The sequence below is a fragment of the Alcaligenes sp. genome (assembly GCF_050255915.1).
Classification (GTDB): Bacteria; Pseudomonadota; Gammaproteobacteria; order Burkholderiales; family Burkholderiaceae_B; genus Alcaligenes; species Alcaligenes aquatilis.
Window position 1 is genome coordinate 134,638 of the sequence record NZ_JBFWIQ010000002.1, and the last position, 21,962, is coordinate 156,599.

The 21,962-nt window shown below is 55.5% G+C and carries 20 protein-coding genes and 1 pseudogene; 15 read left to right on the plus strand and 6 right to left on the minus strand.

The features are described from left to right. Window positions 1-375: 375 nt before the first annotated feature. From AB7E06_RS02870 to AB7E06_RS02920, 11 genes are all read left to right on the plus strand, one after another. Window positions 376-1,506 carry an ABC transporter substrate-binding protein gene (locus AB7E06_RS02870; RefSeq protein ID WP_226349074.1) on the plus strand — a complete coding sequence of 377 codons (1,131 nt, stop codon included), beginning with the start codon at window positions 376-378 and terminating at the stop codon, window positions 1,504-1,506. Window positions 1,507-1,550: 44 nt separating this feature from the next. Continuing rightward, a complete protein-coding gene (locus tag AB7E06_RS02875; RefSeq protein WP_035269511.1) occupies window positions 1,551-2,426 on the plus strand; it encodes a branched-chain amino acid ABC transporter permease in 876 nt (291 codons plus the stop codon). Next, window positions 2,427-3,386 carry a branched-chain amino acid ABC transporter permease gene (locus AB7E06_RS02880; RefSeq protein ID WP_094198214.1) on the plus strand — a complete coding sequence of 320 codons (960 nt, stop codon included), beginning with the start codon at window positions 2,427-2,429 and terminating at the stop codon, window positions 3,384-3,386. It begins immediately after the preceding gene. Further along, entirely contained in the window at window positions 3,379-4,137 is a 759-nt protein-coding gene (locus tag AB7E06_RS02885; RefSeq protein WP_042485129.1) for an ABC transporter ATP-binding protein, read from the plus strand. The genes AB7E06_RS02880 and AB7E06_RS02885 overlap by 8 nt, the downstream gene beginning before the upstream one ends. Then, window positions 4,134-4,862 (plus strand): ABC transporter ATP-binding protein, encoded by a 729-nt coding sequence (locus AB7E06_RS02890; RefSeq protein ID WP_035269507.1) that lies wholly within the window; start codon window positions 4,134-4,136, stop codon window positions 4,860-4,862. Before AB7E06_RS02885 ends, AB7E06_RS02890 begins: the two co-directional genes overlap by 4 nt. Then, complete coding sequence (locus AB7E06_RS02895) at window positions 4,862-5,698, plus strand: alpha/beta fold hydrolase (RefSeq protein WP_269467002.1); 837 nt, start codon at window positions 4,862-4,864, stop codon at window positions 5,696-5,698. Before AB7E06_RS02890 ends, AB7E06_RS02895 begins: the two co-directional genes overlap by 1 nt. Window positions 5,699-5,717: 19 nt before the next feature. After that, complete coding sequence (locus AB7E06_RS02900) at window positions 5,718-6,758, plus strand: 2,5-dihydroxypyridine 5,6-dioxygenase (protein ID WP_094198215.1); 1,041 nt, start codon at window positions 5,718-5,720, stop codon at window positions 6,756-6,758. Next, a complete protein-coding gene (locus tag AB7E06_RS02905) occupies window positions 6,755-7,372 on the plus strand; it encodes an isochorismatase family protein (RefSeq protein WP_060186798.1) in 618 nt (205 codons plus the stop codon). The genes AB7E06_RS02900 and AB7E06_RS02905 overlap by 4 nt, the downstream gene beginning before the upstream one ends. Before the next feature lie 93 nt (window positions 7,373-7,465). Then, complete coding sequence (locus tag AB7E06_RS02910; protein ID WP_094198216.1) at window positions 7,466-8,674, plus strand: FAD-dependent monooxygenase; 1,209 nt, start codon at window positions 7,466-7,468, stop codon at window positions 8,672-8,674. Between the two features lie 23 nt (window positions 8,675-8,697). Next, a complete protein-coding gene (locus tag AB7E06_RS02915) occupies window positions 8,698-9,573 on the plus strand; it encodes an oxygenase MpaB family protein (protein ID WP_094198470.1) in 876 nt (291 codons plus the stop codon). A gap of 36 nt (window positions 9,574-9,609) precedes the next feature. Beyond that, the gene (locus tag AB7E06_RS02920) at window positions 9,610-10,317 is read left to right on the plus strand and encodes a TetR/AcrR family transcriptional regulator (protein ID WP_035269502.1); all 708 of its coding nucleotides are present in this window, start codon (window positions 9,610-9,612) and stop codon (window positions 10,315-10,317) included. 15 nt (window positions 10,318-10,332) lie between these two features. Here the strand turns inward: AB7E06_RS02920 and AB7E06_RS02925 are convergent, their stop codons facing one another. The 6 genes from AB7E06_RS02925 to rpmH form a co-directional block, all read right to left on the minus strand. Continuing rightward, on the minus strand, window positions 10,333-10,722 hold the full coding sequence (locus tag AB7E06_RS02925; RefSeq protein ID WP_121739998.1) for a VOC family protein: 390 nt from the start codon (window positions 10,720-10,722) through the stop codon (window positions 10,333-10,335). A 104-nt stretch (window positions 10,723-10,826) separates the two neighbouring features. After that, on the minus strand, window positions 10,827-12,269 hold the full coding sequence (locus AB7E06_RS02930; RefSeq protein WP_094198218.1) for a catalase: 1,443 nt from the start codon (window positions 12,267-12,269) through the stop codon (window positions 10,827-10,829). 443 nt (window positions 12,270-12,712) lie between these two features. Then, complete coding sequence (yidC, locus tag AB7E06_RS02935) at window positions 12,713-14,380, minus strand: membrane protein insertase YidC (RefSeq protein WP_094198219.1); 1,668 nt, start codon at window positions 14,378-14,380, stop codon at window positions 12,713-12,715. Between the two features lie 107 nt (window positions 14,381-14,487). Then, window positions 14,488-14,730, minus strand: a complete 243-nt coding sequence (gene yidD / locus AB7E06_RS02940; RefSeq protein ID WP_021447161.1) for a membrane protein insertion efficiency factor YidD — start codon at window positions 14,728-14,730, stop codon at window positions 14,488-14,490. Continuing rightward, window positions 14,727-15,092 (minus strand): ribonuclease P protein component, encoded by a 366-nt coding sequence (locus AB7E06_RS02945; RefSeq protein ID WP_094198220.1) that lies wholly within the window; start codon window positions 15,090-15,092, stop codon window positions 14,727-14,729. The genes yidD and AB7E06_RS02945 overlap by 4 nt, the downstream gene beginning before the upstream one ends. A 69-nt stretch (window positions 15,093-15,161) precedes the next feature. Then, the gene (gene rpmH / locus AB7E06_RS02950) at window positions 15,162-15,296 is read right to left on the minus strand and encodes a 50S ribosomal protein L34 (protein ID WP_003800771.1); all 135 of its coding nucleotides are present in this window, start codon (window positions 15,294-15,296) and stop codon (window positions 15,162-15,164) included. A gap of 224 nt (window positions 15,297-15,520) precedes the next feature. On the opposite strand from rpmH, the gene dnaA reads away from it, so the two are divergent. The 4 genes and pseudogenes from dnaA (at window position 15,521) to AB7E06_RS02970 (ending at window position 21,742) form a co-directional block, all read left to right on the plus strand. Next, complete coding sequence (gene dnaA, locus AB7E06_RS02955) at window positions 15,521-16,918, plus strand: chromosomal replication initiator protein DnaA (RefSeq protein WP_094195116.1); 1,398 nt, start codon at window positions 15,521-15,523, stop codon at window positions 16,916-16,918. Between the two features lie 2 nt (window positions 16,919-16,920). After that, a complete protein-coding gene (gene dnaN / locus AB7E06_RS02960; protein ID WP_162496888.1) occupies window positions 16,921-18,030 on the plus strand; it encodes a DNA polymerase III subunit beta in 1,110 nt (369 codons plus the stop codon). A 76-nt stretch (window positions 18,031-18,106) separates the two neighbouring features. Then, complete coding sequence (gene gyrB, locus AB7E06_RS02965; RefSeq protein WP_094195118.1) at window positions 18,107-20,560, plus strand: DNA topoisomerase (ATP-hydrolyzing) subunit B; 2,454 nt, start codon at window positions 18,107-18,109, stop codon at window positions 20,558-20,560. A 279-nt stretch (window positions 20,561-20,839) separates the two neighbouring features. Further along, window positions 20,840-21,742: pseudogene (locus tag AB7E06_RS02970) on the plus strand (integrase core domain-containing protein). Window positions 21,743-21,962 lie beyond the last annotated feature (220 nt).

Sequence of the window (21,962 nt, forward strand, 5' to 3'; positions counted from 1 at the left end):
GAGGCCAGCTTTTGGGCGGAATTTCATCATCAGAAAGAGGCCTAGTGGCCCGAAAAGGGAGCTGTTTATCTATGTGCTGAGACATCGGGTTTTCGGTTCGTAGCCAGTCTGTGGGTAGCTGAAATACCTTTGGTCTACCCTTCAAATAGCACTTGAGTGTTGTCACCAAGATTAAGCCGGCAAGCAGGTTTCGCCTGGCCTCCATCATCCATGAAAACTACAGAAAATCCATTAAGTGACTGATAGATAACAATAAAAAATCATTTTAAGTCTGTAGGGAATTCCCTATATTTTATTTATTGGCTAGTCAGTTAATAATATTTCAAACTAGAAATAATCAATCAGTTAATTAAAAACCAAGGAAGGAGATACAAGGTGCGCAAGACGATATTGACGATGGGGTTGCTCATGACGCTGGGTGCTGTGGGGGCCGTGCAAGCGCAAACCATCAAGATTGGTGTGATTCAGCCTTTGACCGGGTCGGTGGCCTACAACGGGGAGGCCGATGTGAATGGCTCCAAGTTGGCTGTCAAAGAGCGTAATGCTCGTGGCGGGGTGTTGGGCAAACAGGTTGAACTGGCTATTGAGGATGGAGAGTGTCAGCCCTCCAAAACCGTGAACGCGGCTGAAAAACTGATTCAGAAAGACAAGGTGCCGATTATCTCCGGCGCCTTTTGCAGCTCCGCCACCATCGCAGCCATGAGCGTGGCGCAAAAGTACAAAGTGCCCCTGCTCTCGGGCGTGTCCTCAAAAAGTGATTTAACCGAGCGTGGCAATGAGTGGTTCTTCCGCACCGCAGAAACCGATGGTTTGCTGGCCCATGCCTTCGCAACGATTCTGGTCGAGCAGCTCAAGCTGAAAAAAATCGCCTACATCGGGGTGAATGATGACTGGGGCCGGGGCGGCATGGAAGAGTTCTCCAGCCAGATCGAAGCCCTGGGCGGTGAAACCGTGCAAAAGCTGTATTTCGACCATGGCACCACGGACTTCTACACGCTGTTGACGCGGGTACGAGCCGCCAAACCAGATGGTGTTTTTGTGGCAGCCGAAACCCAGGATGGCTCGATTCTGGTCAAACAGATGAAGGAAGTGGGTCTGGAGAGTCTGATTTTCGGCGTAGGCAGTTGGGCGACGGCGGACTTCGTGAATCTGGCCGGCTCTGCATCAGAAGGCATTCATGCTGCCGTTCCTTATGCCCACACTTTGCAGCGTCCCGAAAATCTGGAGTTCGTGCAGTCCTATCAGAAAGAGTATGGCGAGCTGCCGGGCAAGTATTCGGTGGCTGGCTATAACGCGATGAACATCATCATGGACGCGATCGAACGCGCAGGGGAAGCCGATCCGGACAAGATTCGTCTGGCACTGCCGGCCACGGATTACAACGGCCCCAATGGCAACTTCAAATTCAACGAAAAACGCCAGGGCTACGGCTTTGATGCCGTGTTGGTGAAGCTTCAAGGCGGGCAGCCGGAAATAGTTGCTCAGGCCAAGGTAACGGCGGACTAAGAGCACGATGAGCTGCGGATTCTATCGTTTGATGAGGGGGCATTGTGTTTGATTTATTGCTGCAGTTCATTGCCAATGGACTGGTGAACGGGACGTTCTACGCGCTGTCGGCCCTGGGCCTGACCCTGATTTTTGGCTTGATGCGATTGGTGAACTTTGCTCATGGCGAGTTCTACATGATCGGTGGCCTGCTGGGATGGTTGGTGACCCAGCAATTGGAGCTGAACTTCTTTGTGGGCCTGGCGCTGGTCATGGTGATCGTTGCGGTGTTTGGATGGCTGCTGGATCGCTTCCTGATTGCTCGTATCCGGGACAAGGGCCCGGAGCCAGGCATTTTGCTGACTATCGGTTTGTCGATTTTCCTGACGAATACCGCCTTGATGATCGTGGGTACGGCACCTTTGAAAGTGGTGGCGCCGGTGCCTAATACTCCCCTGTTTTTGGGACCGATATTCATCACCGAGGTGCGCGTTTTTGCGATCGGGATGTCTATTGCGGCCATCGTCGGCGCACGCCTTCTGATCCAGAAAACCCGTTTGGGCAAAGCCATGCGGGCCACCTTCCAGGACTCGACGGCGGCCAGTCTGGTCGGTATCAATACCGCCACTATCTACGCCTCCACCTTCGCCTTGGGTGTTGTTCTGGCGGCAACCTCGGGCATGTTGCTCAGCTCCATTTATGTCGCGCAGGCTTCGATCGGTGGCCTGATCAGTTTGAAGGCCTTTGTGGTGGTCATTCTGGGCGGGATGGGCAATTTCGGTGGTGCCATTCTGGGTGGCTTGATTCTGGGCGTGGCAGAAGCGCTGTGGGGAGGTTATGTGCAAACGGGGACAGCGGACATGGTGGGCTTTGCCCTGGTGATTTTGATTCTGTTCTTCCGTCCCTATGGCTTGTTTTCGGTTCGAGCGGAGCGCGCGTAAATGAAAATAGAACGTCACTTTATGGTGGGCTTCCTGGCCTTGTCGGCGTTGCTCGCTTGTTTTGTGCAGAACGATTATTTGCTGCACATCCTGGTGCTGGTGTTGATGTATAGCGTGCTGGCCAGCAGCCTGAACTTGATCATTGGTTATGTGGGAGAGTTCCCGCTGGGTCATGTGGCATTTTTTGGCCTGGGGGCGTATTCGGTCGCCATTTTGAGCTCGCCCGCGGTGGGCTGGCCTGTCACGGTCACCATTGCCGCGGCGGCCTTGATTGCTGCGGCAGCGGGTTACGTGATTGGGCGTGTGACTTTGCGTCTGAATGGGCCCTTCTTTGTCATTGTGACGCTGGCCTTTGCCGAGGTCCTGCGCCTGCTGGCCAATAACTGGGTGGACCTGACCAATGGCCCGATGGGCATCTCGGGTGTGGCTCATCCTGCTTTGCTGGACATGTCGCCCTGGCTGGCTGGCAAGCGGGGTTTTGTGGTGATGGGCATTGTGCTGGCCGCCATCACTTTCTACATCTGCTACCGCCTGGTGCATTCCAGTGCGGGCCGTGCTGCCGTCACTCTGCGAGAGAACAACTACGTGGCGCAATCGGTCGGTATTGATCCTTTTCGCTACTCGCAGTTTGTCTTTGTGGTGGCGGCCTTTCTGGCCGGGATTGCCGGGGCTTACTACGCCAGCTACATCAGTTTTGTAGGGCCGGAAGTTTTCGGTTTTCCGTTTACCGCGACCATGATTATTATCGTTTTGCTGGGCGGTAAAGGCACCTTGCTGGGGCCTATTGCAGGGGCCATTGTGGTGGCCTTGCTGGAAGAGTATTTGCGCGAATTCAAGGAGTTGCGTCTGTCCTTATTTGGACTGATCGTCATGGCTTCGGTGCTGTTTGCGCCGGATGGAATCATGGGATTTGTGCAGCAGCGTTTTCATCATTTATTTGGGAGGACGCGTCATGCTTGAAGTGTGCGGTCTCAGCAAATCCTTTGGCGGTATTCATGCGGTTCAGGATATTGATTTCACCGTTCCTGCCGGGCAAATCGTCAGCTTGATCGGGCCCAATGGGGCTGGCAAAACAACGTGCTTCAACCTTATCACCGGCTTTTATCAGCCTACTCGTGGGCGGGTGTTATGGGATGGCAAAGAGGTCACGGCCAGCAAGCCGTATCGCATGGCACAGCAGGGCGTCATTCGCACTTTTCAAAAGACTAATGTGCTGCGGGCTCTGAGTGTTTTCGACAATCTGGTCCATGCCCATTATTTGGCTGATCGGGCACCCTTGTGGCGCACTTTCTGGCCTAGCAAAGAGCAGGCAAAAACCGAACAGGAAATCATCGTCTCGGCCCGCCGTATTCTCGATCAGATTGGCTTGGCCAAGCGTGCTGATGTCCTGGCCAGCTCCTTGTCTTGTGGCGAGTTGCGACTGCTGGAGGTGGGCGTTGCTCTTGGTGCTAAACCCAGATTGTTGATGCTGGATGAGCCAGCCGCCGGACTTAATACACATGAAGCAGAAGGCTTGGCCGACTTGCTCAAACAGCTGCCTGGGCAGTGGGTGGAGTCCATTTTGCTGGTAGAGCACAACATGGGTTTGATCATGCGTGTGTCTGACCAGATCGTGGTCATGAACTTTGGCAAAAAACTGGCAACGGGAACACCGGCAGAGATTCAGGCCAATGAGCAAGTGTTGGAAGCCTATATGGGGAAAGCGGCATGAGTAAACAGGACATTGAACCTCTATTGGCGTTGCAGGATGTGGTGGCGGGTTATGGCAATTTGACGGCCCTGCATGGCGTCAGCTTGCATGTGCAGCCTGGTGAAGTTGTAGCCATTCTGGGAGCCAATGGCGCCGGGAAATCCACCACGCTCCGGGCAATCTCCGGTCTGATCCGCCCTACTTCTGGCCAGATCACCTGGAAGGGACAGGTGATCAGTGGTCGTAGCCCTGAACATATTCTGAAGCTGGGTTTGGCTCACTGCCCTGAAGAACGGCATGTGTGGCCTGAAATGACCGTTGAAGACAATCTGGATCTGGGCGCTTACCTGATCAAGTCCAAGACTGAAGTGGAGCGGCGTAAAGGCATTGCCTTTCATCGCTTCCCGCGCCTGAAAGAGCGATACAGGCAACTGGCAGGCACGCTTAGCGGCGGGGAGCAGCAGATGCTGGCGATTGCTCGGGCATTGATGTCAGAACCGGAACTGTTGATTCTGGACGAACCTTCTTTGGGGCTTAGTCCCAAGATGGCGCTGGAGGTTTTTCAGGTGGTGCGGGACATCAGCGAGCATGGCGTGTCCATTCTGGTGGTGGAACAGAACGTGCATAACGCGCTGAATGTGGCCAGTCGAGCCTATGTGCTGGAGACAGGGCGCGTTATTGCAGAGAAAGACAGCGCCAGCATGCTGAAAGATCCTGAACTATTGAGTGCTTACCTGGGAGGCTGATGATGAGCATGAACAAGGCGACTGAACTCCTATCGCGACTTAGCTATGGCGCTCATGTCCACGCTAACGGCATCCGGCAGCATTACTTGCGTTATGCCGGTCCCGGACCAGCCTTGGTGCTGGTGCCCGGAATCACCAGCCCTGCTCCCACCTGGGGGTTTGTGGCAGAGCGTCTGGCCCTGCATTTTGATGTGTATGTGCTTGATGTACGTGGTCGTGGTCTTTCTCAAGCAGGCGCAGATCTGGATTATGGCGTGAATGCTTGCGCGGATGATCTGTGCGAGTTCGTTCGGGAGCTGGCACTGGAGTCGCCCATTTATGTGGGGCACTCCATGGGGGCGCGCATTCTGTTGCGTGCGGCCAGCCGAGGGTTGGCCAAGGGGGCCGCCATGGTGCTGGTGGATCCGCCAGTGTCCGGCCCAGGGCGACGCCCCTATCCGGCGAATATCGCCTGGTACACCGATTCCATTGCACAGGCTCAACAAGGTATGAGCGCCGAGCAGATGCGGCAGTTTTGCCCGACCTGGACTCCTGAGCAACTGACGCTGCGCGCACAGTGGCTACACACCTGCGATGTGCGCGCAGTGACGGACAGCTACGAGTGGTTCCACACCGACGATGCGTTCCCGGACTTCAGCCAGCTTAATGATTGGAGGGTGGCCCTGATGGTGGCGGGCAAGGGGGATGTCATTCGCGATGAGGATAGTAAAGAGGCGCAGTCCTTGAAGCCTGACTTGCAGATCTTACGTGTACCAGACGCTGGGCACATGATCCCCTGGGATGACGAGGAAGGCTTTTATCGCGCATTGGGCACCTTTCTGGGCCTTACCTTTTAACAAGAAACAGGAGTGGAAGATGGCTGTATCTGATCATCAAATGGTTCAGGCCTGGAATGAGGTGCTGAGTCTTTCTGGAGTGAAGCCGGGGCAGATGGTCACCATTCTGACCAGTTCGCATACCCATCCTCAAACCTTGGCTACCGCCAAGCTGGCCGTGGCATCTTTGGGGGCAACCCAGATGCAGGTGGACTTGCTGCCTGTAAACGCAGAAAAAGCATTGAGCCGCGACCTTCTGGCTTACTTGGGCACGACTCCGCTGACGGGTAATCCAGCCGCGATTGCCGCCCTCAAGGCCAGTGATTTGGTGCTGGATCTGATGACCTTGCTGTTCTCTCCCGAACAGCATGAGATTTTGAAGTCGGGCACCAAAATTCTCCTGGCAGCCGAACCGCCCGAGGTGCTGGTGCGTATGGTGCCATCCTTGCAGGATAAGGAACGTGTGGAGCGTTCGGCACAGGTGCTACAGGGCGCTCGTGAAATGCGGGCCACGTCCAGGGCAGGTACGGATCTGGTCATGCCTTTGGGGCAGTACCCGGTAGTAAAGGAATACGGCTTTGTGGATGATCCGGGGCGCTGGGATCACTGGCCCAGCGGTTTTATCCTTACTTGGCCAAACGAAGGTCAGGCTCATGGTCGCATCGTGATTGATCGTGGCGACATTTTATTGCCCATGAAGTCCTATGCGGCTGATCCCATCATCATGACGGTCGAGAACGGTGTGGTGACCTCGATTGAAGGCGGGCTGGATGCCGAGCTGCTGCGCGAATACATGGCCTCGTTCGACGATCCTGAGGCTTACGCCATGTCCCACATAGGCTGGGGCCTGCAGCCTCGTGCTCACTGGTCCACGCTGGGCCTTTACGACAAAGAGCAAACCCTGGGCATGGATGCTCGTGCCTACGCAGGCAATTTTCTGTTCTCCTTTGGCCCCAATAATGAAGTTGGGGGCAACCGCACAACGGCTTGCCACATTGATATTCCGCTGCGTGCCTGCACCGTGACGGTAGATGGTCGCGAGACTGTGCGGGAGGGCAAAGTGGTAGAGGAGTTGGCATGAGCAGCCAGAGTGTTTACGAGCGACAGGGATTTGGGCAAGGGCTGGAGCTTGAAGGCAATGTCGGGCTGTTAATTGTGGATTTCGTTAATGGTTTTGCCGACCCCCAGGCATTTGGTGGTGGAAATATTCTGGAAGCCATTGAGCAAACGCGTACGGTTCTGGCGGATGCACGGGCACAGAACTGGCCGGTGGCACACAGCCGCATTGTCTTTGCCGATGACAGCGCCGACCGCAATGTATTCGGTCTGAAAGTCCCCGGTTTGGTGCAGCTACGAGAGCACAACCCGGCCAGTGCCATTGTCGATGCCCTGAAGCCTGCACCGGGTGAACTGGTCGTGCGTAAAACGGTTCCATCGGCCTTCTTTGGTACTGCCTTGGCTGCCTGGTTTGCAGAGCGGGCGGTGCAGACTTTGCTGATTGCTGGCGCAACGACCAGCGGGTGCGTACGTGCTTCCGTCGTGGATGCCATGTCCTGCGGCTTGCGCCCTTTTGTCCTGGCAGATTGCGTGGGTGACCGAGCCAAGGAGCCTCATGACGCGAGCCTGTTTGATATTCAACAGAAGTACGGCGAGGTTCGTCCGTATGCAGACTTGCGTCCTTTGCTGGTGATCTAGGGTTATCAGTTTTTTTGCGTATTTATTATTTATTTGTTTAATTAATTGGGGAGGTTTGGGCTTCTCAGGGCCCAAACACCGAGGATGTACAGCATGAAAAAAACGTTGAAAGTAGGTGTGATAGGCGGTGGTATTGGTGGCGTGACTTTGGCAGCAGCCCTGGAGCAACGCGGCATCGAAGTACATTTGTTTGAGCGTGCAGCCGCCTTTGGAGAGGTCGGTGCCGGGATTCAAATGACTCCGAATGCGGTCAAGGTGCTCAACGCTTTAGGTGCCCACGATGCGCTGGCCAAGGTTGGTTTCTTGCCCGAGGCTTTGGTGGGGCGTGATTGGTCCAGTGGAGAGGAAAGCTTCCGTATCCCTTTAAAGAGCGACTGCCCGAAGCTGTATGGGGCGGAGTTCTTTCACGTGCATCGCGCGGACCTGCATCATTTGCTGACCGAGCTTCTGGATACAACAACGGTCACCTTCAACACGCAGTGCACCGGGGTGTCGCAGCAAGATGGCAAGGCGGTGGCCCATTTTGCTGACGGGTCTAGCTTTGAGGCTGATCTGATTGTGGGGGCCGATGGAGTGCGTTCGGAAGTACGCCGCTCCATCTTTGGGGAGGAAGAACCCAAGTTCACCGGCAATATGTGCTATCGGGCCGTTGTGCCCTTTGATGAGATGCCTGATTTTGTCGCACCCGAATCCTCCTTCTGGCTGGGTCCTAAAAGCCACGTGGTGACCTATTACGTGAACGGCGGCAAGGCCGTCAATATTGTGGCGGTGAATGAAACAGCCAGCTGGGTGGAAGAGTCCTGGAATGCGCGCAGCACCCAGCAGGAAATGCTGCAGGACTTCAAGGATTGGCACCCCAATATCGTCAAGCTGTTCGAGCGCGTGACGGATGTCTATCGCTGGGGATTGTTTGATCGTGACCCTATGACCAAATGGTCGGCAGGCCGTGTGACTTTGCTGGGCGATGCGGCGCATCCGATGCTGCCCTTCCTGTCTCAGGGCGCGGCAATGGCTATCGAGGACGCCTACGTGTTGGCTGTTGCGTTAGCCACTTTGCCAGATGATCTGGACACCGCCTTGTCGCTTTATGAAGCAGAACGCCTGCCACGTACCAGCCGGGTGCAACTGGAAGCACGTGAGCGCGGCCGCACCTATCACCTGTCCGATAGCGAAGCCAAGGCCAAGCGTGATGCCGAATACCGTGAGCAGCAGAAGAAAAACCCGCACGCGGGCGGCATCAAGACGGACTGGGTTTATTCATATAATGCTACTGACTTTCAGCCGAAAGCATTACAGGTTTAATGGGTAGGGCCGGGGGAAGCGTCTTGTTGTCGATACGTCAGTATGTTGAGAACCAGATTCATATCATTACTGGTCTGCAAGGCAGCCCGGTAGACTTTACGACGCCTGCGGGCGAGCCCGGCTTGTTTGGCCCACAGTCGGCTGTGTGGGAAGTGCATGCAGACTTCACCTCCATGATGTTGGGGGGGATTTCTGCATTGTGCTTGCAGATGCTGGACCCGAAGGTATTGGCCGGGGTCTGGGATCATTCCCGCTTTCGTCAGGATATGCAGGGGCGCTTGAGTCGAACGGCGCAGTTCATCTCGGCAGTCAGTTATGCGGGTACGGAGCAGGCTGAGCGTTGCATTGATCAGGTACGGCGGGTGCATGAGCACGTACACGGGTATTTGCCGGATGGCACGCCTTACGATGCCAATGACCCGGAGTTGCTGCGTTGGGTGCATCACACGCAGGCCTACTGTTTTCTGCAATCCCATATGCGCTGGCGTAATGCCAGACTGGCGCCAGAGCAGCAGGATCGCTATGTTGCACAATACTCGAAAGTTGCCGTGTTGCTGGGGGCGGATGGCCTGGTCATGGATGCGGCAAGCTTGAGGGAGCTGTTTGCCCAGGCCGGTCCGCAATTACGGGTTGATGCGCGAACACGGGAAGTGGCTACAATTTTAATGTCTTCACATACCCTGTTTAAGGGGCCCAAGGCTTGGGTTGCCAGGGTGTTCCTGTTGGCGGCATTGGATATGTTGCCAGAGTGGGCTCAACGTTGTTTTGAGCATCGCCCCAGCGCTATATCCATGTGGTGGCGTCGCAAGGTGGTGAACAGCGTTGCTGGCGTCTTGCGTTGGGCCACACGTAACGGTTCCGTGCATCGGGCGCGGCGTCGCGTCGCCAATCTGGCTTAGCTGGTAGATAAGAATGAATCAAATTTTGAGGCAAATATGGGCCGTGTAACTTTGTCGTCGGATAGCTCCTGGGTCAAGCGGGATAAGCCTGGACGCCCGGAAGGGGTAGGTGACAACACGTCAGAGCGAATTCTGGACGCCGCCGAGGAAGAGTTTTCCGAGACTGGCTATGCCGGTACCACATTGCGCGTCATCGCTCAAAAGGCGGCTGTGACCCAAGCCTTGATCAACTACTACTTTGGTTCCAAGTACGGCCTGTTTGAGGCCGTGTTCATCCGTCGAGGAAAAACCATTTCCGATGAGCGTCTACGGCGCTTGCATGCCTTGCGCGATCAAGAGGGCAAGGTTCTGGTTGATGATGTGGTGCGCGCTTTTCTGGCACCCACGATCGCCTTGCGCGAGACACCCGGAGGTCGACGCTTCTTGCGACTGCAAGCCCGTTTGCACACCGAGCCGGCCGAGATTTCCTACAAACTGCGTAATGAAGCCTACGACGGCTCAACCCGTGCGTATGTGCAGATTCTGGAAGAAATACTGCCCGAGCTGCAGGCCAAGGACGTGTACTGGCGTGTGGTCCTGATGATTGGGGCCTACATGTATGCCTTCTCCGATACCCACAGGCTGGAAGAGCTGGCACCAGGTATCTGTGACCCCAACAATACTGACGAGATTCTTGAGCAGATCATTGCCTTTGTCTCCGCCGGTTTGCTGGCTGCGCCGGTTGTCTTGCCTGGCAAGGCTTGAACCCGGCGTTTTCGTTTATTTAACCGGAGTACACAACTCCACCACAATGCGCTCCGGCGTCTGCACATAAGACACCACCTGTCCCCAAGGCTTGTCCTGCGGCGGCGCCAGTTCTGTGCCCCCTTCTGCCAGCGCCTTGGCATGAGCGGCAGGTACATCATCGCAGACCAGGGCAACTTCGATACCCAGCGGTACTTCTGACGCGTGCGGTGACAAATGGCCTTTTGGGTAGTTCATGTAGGCCAGCATTTCGCCCGCAAAGGCCAAGGTGGTTTGGCCGGTTTCCAGCTCGCCGTACAGCCCGGTTTCATGCAGCATTTTGGTAGGCAAATCAAACGCACGGTTGAAGTAGTCCAGTGCCTGGCCGACATCGGGAACGTAGATGATGGTATAGCCAAATTTCATAGTGGGGCTCGGTAGGAGAACGCAGGGCCAGTGCAAAAAAAATCGGCCCCCCGATTGTAGAGGGGGAGCCGATTCTTGGATGGCTTAAACAGCCCGATCAGGGTTTAAAGCTGACCGCGTTTTGTCAGTTCTGCTTTTACACCAGCACCGTAGGCAGGGTCTGCCTTGGTGAAGTGGCCCAGCTGACGCTCGATGATTTCCTTGGGAACACCGGCCATGGCGTCGGCAATATTGCTGAACAGGCGCTGCTTTTCCTCGTCGTTGAACAGGCGGAACAGATTGCCGGGCTGTGAGTAGTAATCATCATCTACGCGGTGATCCCAGTGATCTGCCGGCTGACCGTCCAACGCCAGAGGCGGTTCGCTGCGGGGAGCCTGTTGCCATTGACCTTGGCTGTTGGGTTCGTAGTTGATCGTGCCGCCGTTATTGTCGCCTGTACGCATGGCACCATCACGGTGGTAGCTGTGGAACGGACAACGCGGTGCGTTCACCGGCAGCAGGCCGTGGTTCACGCCTAGACGGTAGCGCTGAGTGTCGCCGTAGGAAAAGATACGGCCTTGCAGCATGCGGTCGGGCGAGTGGCCAATACCGGGCACCAGGTTGGCAGGTGTAAAGGCGGCTTGTTCAACTTGGGCGAAGTAGTTGGTGGGGTTCTCGTTCAGTTCCAGCATGCCCACATCGATCAGCGGGAAGTCGCCATGTGGCCAGACCTTGGTCACGTCAAAGGGGTTGATGTGGTAGGTGCGCGCCTGCTCTTCGGTCATGATCTGAATGCGCAGCGCCCAGCGTGGAAAATTGCCCTTTTCAATGTTCTCGTACAGATCGCGCTGCGAGCTTTCGCGGTCCTGACCCACGACTTTGGCCGCTTCTTCGTTGGTGTAGTTGGCAATGCCTTGCTGGGATTTGAAGTGGAATTTCACCCAGTGGCGCTCGCCCTTGTCGTTGATCAGGCTGTAAGTGTGCGAACCGAAACCATGCTGTTGACGAAGGTTACAGGGCAAGCCGCGGTCGCTCATCAAGATGGTGACCTGGTGCAGGGACTCGGGCGATAAGGACCAGAAATCCCAGGCGGCGCTCATATTGCGCAGGTGGCTGCGCGGGTCGCGTTTCTGTGTGTGGATGAAGTCGGGGAACTTCAGTGGATCCCGTATAAAGAAGACAGGAGTGTTATTGCCCACGAGGTCCCAGTTTCCGTCTTCGGTATAGAACTTGATGGCAAATCCTCGAACGTCGCGTTCTGCATCGGCGGCTCCTGCTTCACCAGCTACGGTGGAAAAACGTAAGAAAACGGGGGTCTGGCTACCTGGTTTAAAGACCTTGGCCATGCTGTACTGACTGATGTCGTGCGTGACGGTAAACGTGCCGAAAGCGCCCGAACCTTTGGCGTGTACGACACGCTCGGGGATGCGTTCACGGTCAAAGTGAGCCAGCTTCTCCAGCAGCCAATAATCCTGCATCAGGACGGGACCACGAGGGCCGGCTGTCATGGAGTTCTGGTTCTCCTCCACAGGGCGGCCAGCGGCAGTCGTCAGGGTTTTGTTGCTCATTGTGATTCTCCGTTGAAGCTGACCCGAACCGAGTGGGGCGGGTCGTTTTAAGAAGTTAGGATCAGTCTACGTGCCTTGTTCAAAATAGTTAAATCAAATGATTTTAGCGAAGGAATAGTTTTTTGCTATTGGTAGGGATTCTCATCCCGATCATAGCGGTAAGTACAGGACTTAGGCATGAAACTTGTGCGACAGGATATGGCAGCAAGATCGGGCCAATTCTATAAGGCCAGAACATGAGCTGTGTTGAATCAGTGTTGGGGCGTTTTATTGGCCTGGCTGTCTGGCTAGCTAGGGCTATGCCTGAGTCTGATAAATTGACAGCCGTGTTCAGTGCTGCGTTTGAACATTGTTTACTTGCTCTGCTTCATGTCATCTGGCTGGCAGCAGGCATAAAAAAACCCCGCTAAAAAATATAGCGGGGTTTTTTGTCTCAGAGCGAATTAGCTGTTGGCCGCTTTCGCGCTTTTCTTTTCGATCTGCACCATGATGTAGCGCTGCTGAGCGATGGACAGGATGTTGTTCACGCACCAGTACAGAACCAGACCGGCGGGGAAGAAGAACATCATGCCACCAAAGACCAGAGGCATCAGCATCATGACTTTGGCTTGCATTGGATCAGGCGGCGTGGGGTTCAGCTTGATCTGCAGGAACATGGTCCCCATCATGATGGCGGGCAGAATCATCCATGGGTCGCGTGCGGCCAAGTCATGAATCCACAGAATCCAGGGGGCGCCGCGCATCTCGACACTGCCCAGCAGCACCCAGTACAGGGCGATAAACACAGGGATCTGAACCAGCATGGGCAAACAACCACCCAGCGGGTTGATCTTCTCGGTGCGGTACATCTCCATCATGGCGGCGTTCAGCTTGGCCTTGTCGTCACCGAACTTCTCGCGCAGGGCTTGCATGCGTGGAGCAAATTGCTTCATCTTGGCCATGGAGCGGTAGCTGGCAGCCGACAGCGGGAAAAACACCAGCTTGATCAGCACCGTCAGCGCCACGATGGCCCAGCCCCAGTTACCCAGCAAGGAATGCAGCCAGGTCAGCAGCTTGAACAAAGGCTTGGAAATAATGGTCAACCAGCCGTAGTCCACAACCAGATCCAGACCGGTAGCCAATTGCGACATGGCTTTCTGGTCTTGAGGGCCTACCCACAGGGCGGCGTCCACTGCCTTGCTTTGGCCGGCAGCGATCGAACCGACCGACTCCAGCGTGCGCACGGCGTACAGATTGTTGCCCAGCTTCAGGATTTCATTGGTGCGCTGCAGGTCCTGGGCAGGAACCCAGGCCGTTGCAAAGTAATGTTGCACCATGCCGATCCAGCCGTTATCCACGCTGCGAGCGTAGGTGGCCTTGTTCTTGTCGATGTCCGAGAAAGTGATTTTCTGGAATTTTTCGCCGCTGGAATAGACCACAGGACCGGTAAAGGTGCTGTACAGGCGGGACGAATCGGGTGGGTTGTTGCCGTCACGGGTCAGTTGCAGGTACAGGCGTGGGTCAATGGCCGAGCCGGTATTGTTCTGGATATCGTGACGAACCTGGATGTCGTAGCGGCCTTTGTGCAGCGTGTAGGTCTTAGTGACTTTCACGTCGTCCGAAGTGGCTTCAAACACCACATCCAAGGTATCGCCCGTCATGTTGTGCTGGCTCGAGACCAGAGTGAACGGGGTCAGGTGGTTGGGCAGATTCTGGCCGGCGGCACCCACAATACCGGACTGGGCCAGGTAGGTGGAGGCGGGCGAGTTATCCAGCAGCACCATGGGCTGCTCGGGGTTTTCGGGCGAACCGTACTTCAACAGTTCAGCCTTGATCAGTTGGGCACCTTCAGTGCTAAAGCCCAGCTTGTAGACGTCTGTTGTGATGTCGATGGTTTGCGCTGTGGCAGACACCGCGCTGTTGCTCGAAGGCAAGGCAGCAGACGCAGTCGGCTCTTGAGCAGCGGGAACACCACCGTTTGCGGCAGGTTCGTCGGAGGCTGCTGGCGCTTGTGTGGTGGCTGGGGTGGAAGCGAACAGCGATGGCTTGCCGTTATATTCCTGCCAGTTGTTCCACAGCAGCAGCAGTGCAAAGGAGAAGATCATCCATAGGATGGTGCGTCGGATATCCATAGCGCCTGTATCACATTTATAAAGCTGAGCAAAAGCTTAGCAGTTTAACGTAGCTGGTCAGCAAACAGGGGGTTGCCTTGAAAAACAAGGCGCAGACCAGGACGGTTTTAGAAAGTGTTGCGGTCTTCGGGCGTGCGAGCGGGCACAGGATCATGCCCTCCCTTGCACCAGGGATTGCAGCGGCAGATGCGTACACCACCTAGCCATAAGCCTTTGAGCGGGCCATGAATCTCAATGGCCTGCAAGGCATAGTTGGAGCAGCTGGGGGTAAAGCGGCAGTTTCTACCGATCCAGGGACTCAGAAAAAACTGGTAAAAGCGGATCGGTGCCGAAGCCAGTTTGCGCATCATGGCCGTACCTTTGAAAACAAGGTGTTGGCTTCATCGCGAACCAGTTGCTTTAAAGCGGTCAGCGACACCAGAGGCACCTTGCTGTGCAGCCTAAAGACATAGGCGGCATTGGGCAAGCCTTCGCGTTTGTGGCGGAAGGTTTCACGCAAGATACGTTTGATGGTGTTGCGGGTGACGGCGCGGTTGGCAAAGCGCTTGGGGACGATCAGTCCCAAACGGGCGCCTTCGGTCTGGTGTGGGTCCTCGCCACGAGAGCGAGTGACCACGAACAAAGCCCCGCGACCTACGCGTTGTCCTTTTAATGACTGCGCGTATTCGGTGGGGCTATGTAAGCGAGCCGTAGCTGGAAAGGAGGCACGCATGATGCGTATCGTGGGAGTCGGGCTTTAGATAAGAGATCCATCACCCTGGGCCCCGCATCCCGACATGGCTTATACAGCCAGACGTTTGCGACCTTTGGCGCGACGTGCGTTCAAAACAGCGCGGCCACCGCGAGTTTTCATGCGAACGCGAAAACCGTGGGTACGCTTGCGACGGGTAACAGAGGGTTGGTAGGTGCGTTTCATGGTGTATCCAAAAAAATGAGCCGCCAGAAATCGCAGAAAATCTCCACCCCGACTGCGCAAAGGCTTGGGATCTGGCAACAGAAAATCGTGTTAAGCCCGTCATTTCAGCAAATTCTTTCTGTTGTGTCAATTATTTAGCCCGATATTACGCAACTAAATTTGTTAGCCTGTGGATAACTTGGTACAGCTCAGGGTAGAATCGAGGTTTACAGAAGTGATGACCGATGAATGAATTCTGGCAGTCCTGCGTTCAGAAATTGGAGCAGGAGCTTCCCCCACAACAAATAAGTGCGTGGATACGTCCACTGGTTCCCCTGGACTTCGACAGCGAAGCCGGGGTGTTGCGCGTTACTGCGCCCAATCGTTTCAAGCTCGATTGGGTTCGCAAGAATTTCGCCACTCGTATCGAGGAACTGGCTTCGGATTTCTACGAATGTCCCGTTACGGTTCAGTTCGAGCTGCCTTCGGCTAGCGCGGCGCCGCGTCGCGCCCTGGCCGATCGTGCCGCTCCTGTGCCTGCAGGCAGCCCGGCCGGTGATAATCTGGCCCCGCCTGTTGCCAACCCGGCCATGACGGCGGTGGTGGATGCGGTACAGGATCGCTCGCGACTGAACGCCGAACTGACTTTCGATAATTTCGTTACGGGTAAAGCCAACCAGTTGGCACGCGCGGCCGCTTTGCAGGTGGCCGAGAATCCCGGTGTCTCCTATAACCCACTGTTTCTGTATGGCGGCGTGGGTCTGGGCAAGACCCACCTGATTCATGCGATTGGCAATGCGCTGGTCGCCAATGGCAATGGTGTGCGCGTCCGTTACGTTCACGCCGACCAATACGTGTCGGACGTGGTCAAGGCTTATCAGCGCAAGGCGTTTGACGAGTTCAAGCGCTACTACCATTCGCTGGACTTGCTGCTGATTGACGATATTCAGTTTTTCGCTGGCAAGAATCGTACGCAAGAAGAGTTTTTCTACGCCTTTGAAGCGATGGTGGCCCAGCGCAAGCAGATCATCATCACCTCGGATACGTATCCCAAAGAGCTGGCTAACATTGATAGCCGCCTGATCTCGCGTTTTGACTCCGGTCTGACCGTGGCAATCGAGCCGCCCGAGCTGGAAATGCGTGTGGCGATCTTGCTGCGCAAAGCCCAGGCTGAAGGCATTGCCATGCCCGAAGAAGTGGCTTTCTTTATTGCCAAGCATCTGCGCAGCAACGTGCGCGAGCTTGAAGGGGCGCTGCGCAAGGTCTCGGCCTACGCACGTTTCCATGGCCGCGACGTCTTGACGGTGGAAGTGTGCAAGGATGCCCTAAAAGATTTGCTGTCGGTCTCCAATGGGCAGATCACAGTGGAAAATATCCAGAAAACCGTGGCCGATTTTTATAAAATCAAGGTCGCGGATATGTACTCCAAGCGCCGCCCCGCCAATATCGCCATGCCGCGCCAGGTGGCCATGTATCTGGCCAAGGAACTGACCCAAAAGAGTTTGCCGGAAATTGGCGATCTTTTCGGTGGCAGGGACCACACTACGGTGCTGCACGCGGTGCGTAAAATCTCGGATGCACGCACCAAGCAAGCCGAACTGAATCACGCATTACACGTACTGGAACAAACTCTCAAAGGATGACCATGCAACTCGTTCAAGCTACCCGCGACGCATTGCTAAAGCCCTTATCCACAGTAGTTGGCATTGTGGAGCGCCGCCATACTTTGCCGATTCTGGCCAACATCCTGCTGCGTAAAAACGGCTCTGATGTCTCTTTCCTGGCAACCGACCTGGAAGTGCAGATCACCACCAATGCCGACTTTGGCGTGGGTGAGGACAATGCGGCCACCACGGTGGCGGCCCGCAAGCTGCTCGACATTCTGAAAGCCCTGCCCGACTTTGGTGATGTGCGCCTGGGCCTGGACAGCGGCAAGCTGACCATCCAGTCTGGCAAGAGCCGCTTTCAGTTGCAGACCTTGGATGCGGCGGATTTTCCAGTGCTGAACCTGCCCGAGCAATGGGACGTGTCGCTGAGCATGCCTCAGCGCACCTTGAAGCACCTGTTCAACACGGTGCACTTTGCCATGGCCCAGCAAGACATTCGTTACTACCTGAACGGCATGTTGCTGGTGTTTGAACCCGGTCTTGTACGTACGGTTACCACCGACGGCCACCGCCTGGCTCATAATGCCACCGCAATTGATGGCGTGCAGGAGCGCCACGACATCATCGTGCCGCGCAAGACCGTGCTGGAAATGCAGCGTCTGCTGGGCGATACCGACGATCTGGTCAATATTGATGTGTCCAGCCGTCAGATCCGTTTCCGTTTTGGCGATGTGGAGCTGGTCTCCAAACTGGTTGAAGGCAAATTCCCCGACTTTGCGCGTGTGATTCCTTCCAACTACACCCGCCACTTTGATGTCAGCCGTGAAGTGTTGCAAGGCAGCCTGCAACGTGCTGCCATTTTGACCACGGACAAACTGCGTGGCGTGCGACTGCAACTGTCGCAAAACCAGCTCAAGATCTCCGCTTCCAATGCCGAGCAGGAAGAAGCTGTTGAAGAGCTGGATATCGATTACGAACACGAAAGTCTGGACGTTGGCTTTAACGTCAGCTACTTGCTCGATGTGTTGGCCAGCATCAAGGATGAAACAGTCCGCTGGTCTGTGCAGCCTGATGCCAACGCCTCTGTGTTGATGACGCTGCCCGAGCAAGAAGACTTCAAGTACGTGGTCATGCCGATGCGCATCTAATGCGGCATGTTCGACAGGTATGGCCCGCCGGGCCATACCGGCTTGAAGCAGACAGGCTATTACAAGGTTTTATGCTATGACCGATCAAACCACGACCGCCCAGCCAGCCGATTACGGCGCTGATTCCATCAAAATGCTCAAAGGCCTGGAGGCCGTGCGCAAGCGTCCAGGCATGTACATCGGGGACACCTCCGATGGCACCGGTCTGCACCATATGGTGTTCGAGGTGGTGGATAACGCGATTGATGAGGCCTTGGCCGGTCATTGCGACGATATCGTCGTCACCATCCACTCCGACAACAGCATTTCGGTGTGCGATAACGGCCGCGGTATTCCAACCGATATCCACAAAGATGACGAACACCAGCGCAGCGCCGCTGAAATCGTCATGACCGAACTGCACGCGGGCGGTAAGTTCGACCAGAACTCCTACAAGGTGTCTGGCGGCCTGCACGGTGTGGGTGTGTCTTGTGTGAACGCCCTGTCCGAATGGCTGTTGCTGACCATCTGGCGTAACGGCAATGAACACCAGGTCGAGTTTCGCCGTGGCGAGCGCACAGCTCCCCTGGCCGTGACTGGCAAGGCAGAAGGTCGCACCGGCACCTGCGTGCGTTACCTGGCCGACCTGGAGATTTTCAATAATATTGAATATCACCACGAAATTCTGGCCAAACGTCTGCGCGAGCTGTCCTTCCTGAATAACGGCGTGAAGATCCGTTTGGTTGACGAAATTCAGGGCAAGGAAGAGGACTTCGCCTTCCTGGGTGGCGTCAAAGGCTTTGTGGATTTCATCAACCGCAACAAGACTCCGCTGCACCCTAACGTGTTTAGCGTGGCGACCGAGTCAAGTGCCGGTGGCACACCGGTATCGGTTGAAGTGGCCATGCAGTGGAACGACAGCTACGCTGAAACCGTGCTGTGTTTCACCAACAATATTCCCCAGCGTGACGGTGGCTCCCACTTGACCGGTTTGCGTGCGGCCATGACCCGCGTGCTGAACAAGTACATCGCCGACAACGAACTGGCCAAGAAAGCCAAGGTCGACACCTCGGGTGATGACATGCGCGAAGGCCTGGTTTGCGTGCTGTCGGTGAAGGTGCCCGAGCCCAAGTTCAGCAGCCAGACCAAAGACAAGCTGGTGTCCAGCGAGGTGCGTCCAGCGGTTGAGGAAGCCGTGGGCCGTACCCTGGAAACCTGGTTGCTGGAGAACCCTATCGACGCCAAGGCGTTGTGCGGCAAGATTGTAGAAGCAGCCCGTGCGCGTGAAGCGGCTCGTAAAGCCCGCGAAATGACACGTCGAAAAAGCGTGCTGGAAGGCGCTGGCTTGCCGGGCAAGCTGGCTGATTGCCAGGAAAAAGACCCTGCCCTGTGCGAACTGTACATTGTGGAGGGTGACTCCGCAGGCGGCTCGGCCAAGCAAGGTCGAGACCGTAAGTTCCAGGCCATTTTGCCGTTGCGTGGCAAGGTGCTGAACGTAGAAAAAGCCCGTTTCGATCGTTTGATTTCCAGCGAGCAGATCACCACTCTGATTACTGCTCTGGGCACCAGCATCGGCCCGGATTTTGATATCGACAAATTGCGCTACCACCGCATCATCATCATGACTGACGCGGACGTGGATGGTGCTCACATTCGTACCCTTCTGCTGACACTGTTGTACCGTCAGATGCCCGAGCTGATCGAGCGCGGCTATGTCTATATCGCTCAGCCGCCACTGTACAAGGTCAAGGTGGGCCGTGAAGAGCTTTACTTGAAGGACGACGCCGAGGAAGCCGAATTCATGCTGAAGTTGGCCCTGCGCGATGCGGTGTTGACCCCCTCCGAAGGCGGTGCGCCTATCACCGGCGAGGCTCTTTCTGATTACGCTCACCGCTACGTGAAGGCCAAGGGCGTGATTGAACGTCTGTCGCGTCATATGGACGGCGATGCCTTATCGGCGTTGGCCGAAGGCGTGAAGCTGAACCTGGATACGCAGGAAGCGGCCGAACAAAGCGCCCAGGATCTGGAAAAAGTCCTGTTTGACGAAACCCTTCCTAACGTGGTTAAAGTTTTTGCTGCCTTCGATGAAGGCAGCCAAGCCTGGCGCGTAGTGGTGCAACGTTTGCACCACGGCAATATCCGCGTCACGGTGTTTGACCGCAACTTCATGCGCGGCGCTGATCACCAAACCCTGGCCCGTGCTGGCGAGATCTTTGCCGGTCTGATCGGTGATGGTGCCATGGTTGCCCGTGGTGAAGGCGAGAAGCGTCGTGAAACCCAGGTGGATGATTTCCGTGAAGTCATGCAATGGCTATTGACCGAAGCCGAGCGTGGCCTGAGTAAACAGCGCTACAAAGGTCTGGGTGAAATGAACCCCAGCCAGCTGTGGGAAACCACCATGGACCCCACCGTGCGCCGCCTGCTGCGCGTCCAGATCGCTGATGCGATCGATGCGGATCAAATCTTCACCACCTTGATGGGTGATCACGTTGAGCCACGTCGTGCCTTTATCGAATCCCATGCCTTGCAGGCGGGGAACCTGGATATTTAAGGCTATCGGTGTTCACCGTTCCTGAAAGCTTCCCGGTTTGATGAAAACCGATCTCAGGAACTTGTGAAAAACCCCGCAGTGATGCGGATGAATAAAATGGGCTCCGGCGTGTTTGCTGGGGCTCATTTTTTTGGTGATGAAGGATGAGCGCTTAATGTGGAACTCGACATAATGGATTTCCTTTGGACTAATAAGATCGTGTCTATTGTGGAGTGAGGTTTGTAGATAGCGTAGGGTAATTCCCCCATAAAGCGGTGAGATCAGAAGTTGAGTTTTCTCATTGAGGAGTTCTACAGCACGAAGCGATCAAGATGCACAGACAGCCAGATCATTGAGGCCATCAAACGAGTGAAAGCAGGTTTAGCCGTGCCTGATCTGTGCCGGGAACTGGGCGTAAGCTCGGCACGTTTTATAAGTGGTGCTTGCAGTACGGCGGTATAGACGTGTCGCTGATGGCTCGGATAAGGGAGTTCAAGGCCGAGATTGTGATGGAGGCGCTCGAAAAAGGTGGTGCGGCCATCTCGCCGCCGCGAGGTGGCTCAACGTGCGGTGCAAGAACGAGACGTAACGATACGACTGGTCTGCGAGGCGGTTAAGGTCAGTTAGGCTTGCTATCGGTATATCGTCAGGACTGACGTCGAGAATGAGCAGATTGCCAATTAACGGCTGCGCCTGACTGACAGCCCTCTCAACTGGGGCTTTGGCCTGTGCTTTCTGCACCTACGCAATGTGCAAGGCTTTGCGCTGGAACCACAAGCGCGAGTGTCGGATCTACTGCAAGCGCTAGCTGAATCTGCGGATCAAGCCATGCAACGGCTGGCGTGCCCGGTGCCCTTTGAGCATGTAACCCGCACGCTCACTTAGATCATCGGATAGAGAGGGAAACCCTCAACCATTCGCTGCGATAACGGCCCAGAGTATCTGAGTACAGCCATTGTCCAGTGGGCCGCGACATGGCACATCAAGTTTGAATATATCCGGCCCGGCAAACCGCAGCAGAACGCCTATGTTGAACGCTTCGACAGACCCGTTCGCTGCGAATGGCTGTCCCAACATCACTGGGACGATCTGGAGCACGTTCAATGTGTCGCCACACAACAGATGTGGTCCTGCAATAATGAGCGCCCAAATATGGCCTTGGGGGAATTTACCCCAAAACAGTGGCTGGTCATGGCCGCATAGCGTTCCTACTTCTACCAATCGCTAAAAAATAGGGGATTACCAGGGGTCACATGGCTCGCTTTTCAGTTGTATCAATCACTCTTGATGCCTTATAAGCACAAGATGCGTTTAGTCAACACCAATAGCGAGAGGTTATGAGCATAAAGCAAGGTAGCATGTTACTTTTAATGACAAAGCTTCGAAAGTCAGTTTTTGTCGGTCATCGCTTGTGAAATATTTC

Bases quoted from the DNA above. Each gene is read 5' to 3' on its own strand.
- AB7E06_RS02880 (WP_094198214.1), top strand. From the start codon at position 2,427: ATGAAAATAGAACGTCACTTTATGGTGGGCTTCCTGGCCTTGTCGGCG.
- AB7E06_RS02885 (WP_042485129.1), top strand. From the start codon at position 3,379: ATGCTTGAAGTGTGCGGTCTCAGCAAATCCTTTGGCGGTATTCATGCG.
- AB7E06_RS02890 (WP_035269507.1), top strand. From the start codon at position 4,134: ATGAGTAAACAGGACATTGAACCTCTATTGGCGTTGCAGGATGTGGTG.
- AB7E06_RS02895 (WP_269467002.1), top strand. From the start codon at position 4,862: ATGATGAGCATGAACAAGGCGACTGAACTCCTATCGCGACTTAGCTAT.
- AB7E06_RS02900 (WP_094198215.1), top strand. From the start codon at position 5,718: ATGGCTGTATCTGATCATCAAATGGTTCAGGCCTGGAATGAGGTGCTG.
- AB7E06_RS02905 (WP_060186798.1), top strand. From the start codon at position 6,755: ATGAGCAGCCAGAGTGTTTACGAGCGACAGGGATTTGGGCAAGGGCTG.
- AB7E06_RS02910 (WP_094198216.1), top strand. From the start codon at position 7,466: ATGAAAAAAACGTTGAAAGTAGGTGTGATAGGCGGTGGTATTGGTGGC.
- AB7E06_RS02920 (WP_035269502.1), top strand. From the start codon at position 9,610: ATGGGCCGTGTAACTTTGTCGTCGGATAGCTCCTGGGTCAAGCGGGAT.
- AB7E06_RS02925 (WP_121739998.1), bottom strand. From the start codon at position 10,722: ATGAAATTTGGCTATACCATCATCTACGTTCCCGATGTCGGCCAGGCA.
- AB7E06_RS02930 (WP_094198218.1), bottom strand. From the start codon at position 12,269: ATGAGCAACAAAACCCTGACGACTGCCGCTGGCCGCCCTGTGGAGGAG.
- yidC (WP_094198219.1), bottom strand. From the start codon at position 14,380: ATGGATATCCGACGCACCATCCTATGGATGATCTTCTCCTTTGCACTG.
- yidD (WP_021447161.1), bottom strand. From the start codon at position 14,730: ATGATGCGCAAACTGGCTTCGGCACCGATCCGCTTTTACCAGTTTTTT.
- AB7E06_RS02945 (WP_094198220.1), bottom strand. From the start codon at position 15,092: ATGCGTGCCTCCTTTCCAGCTACGGCTCGCTTACATAGCCCCACCGAA.
- rpmH (WP_003800771.1), bottom strand. From the start codon at position 15,296: ATGAAACGCACCTACCAACCCTCTGTTACCCGTCGCAAGCGTACCCAC.
- dnaA (WP_094195116.1), top strand. From the start codon at position 15,521: ATGAATGAATTCTGGCAGTCCTGCGTTCAGAAATTGGAGCAGGAGCTT.
- dnaN (WP_162496888.1), top strand. From the start codon at position 16,921: ATGCAACTCGTTCAAGCTACCCGCGACGCATTGCTAAAGCCCTTATCC.
- gyrB (WP_094195118.1), top strand. From the start codon at position 18,107: ATGACCGATCAAACCACGACCGCCCAGCCAGCCGATTACGGCGCTGAT.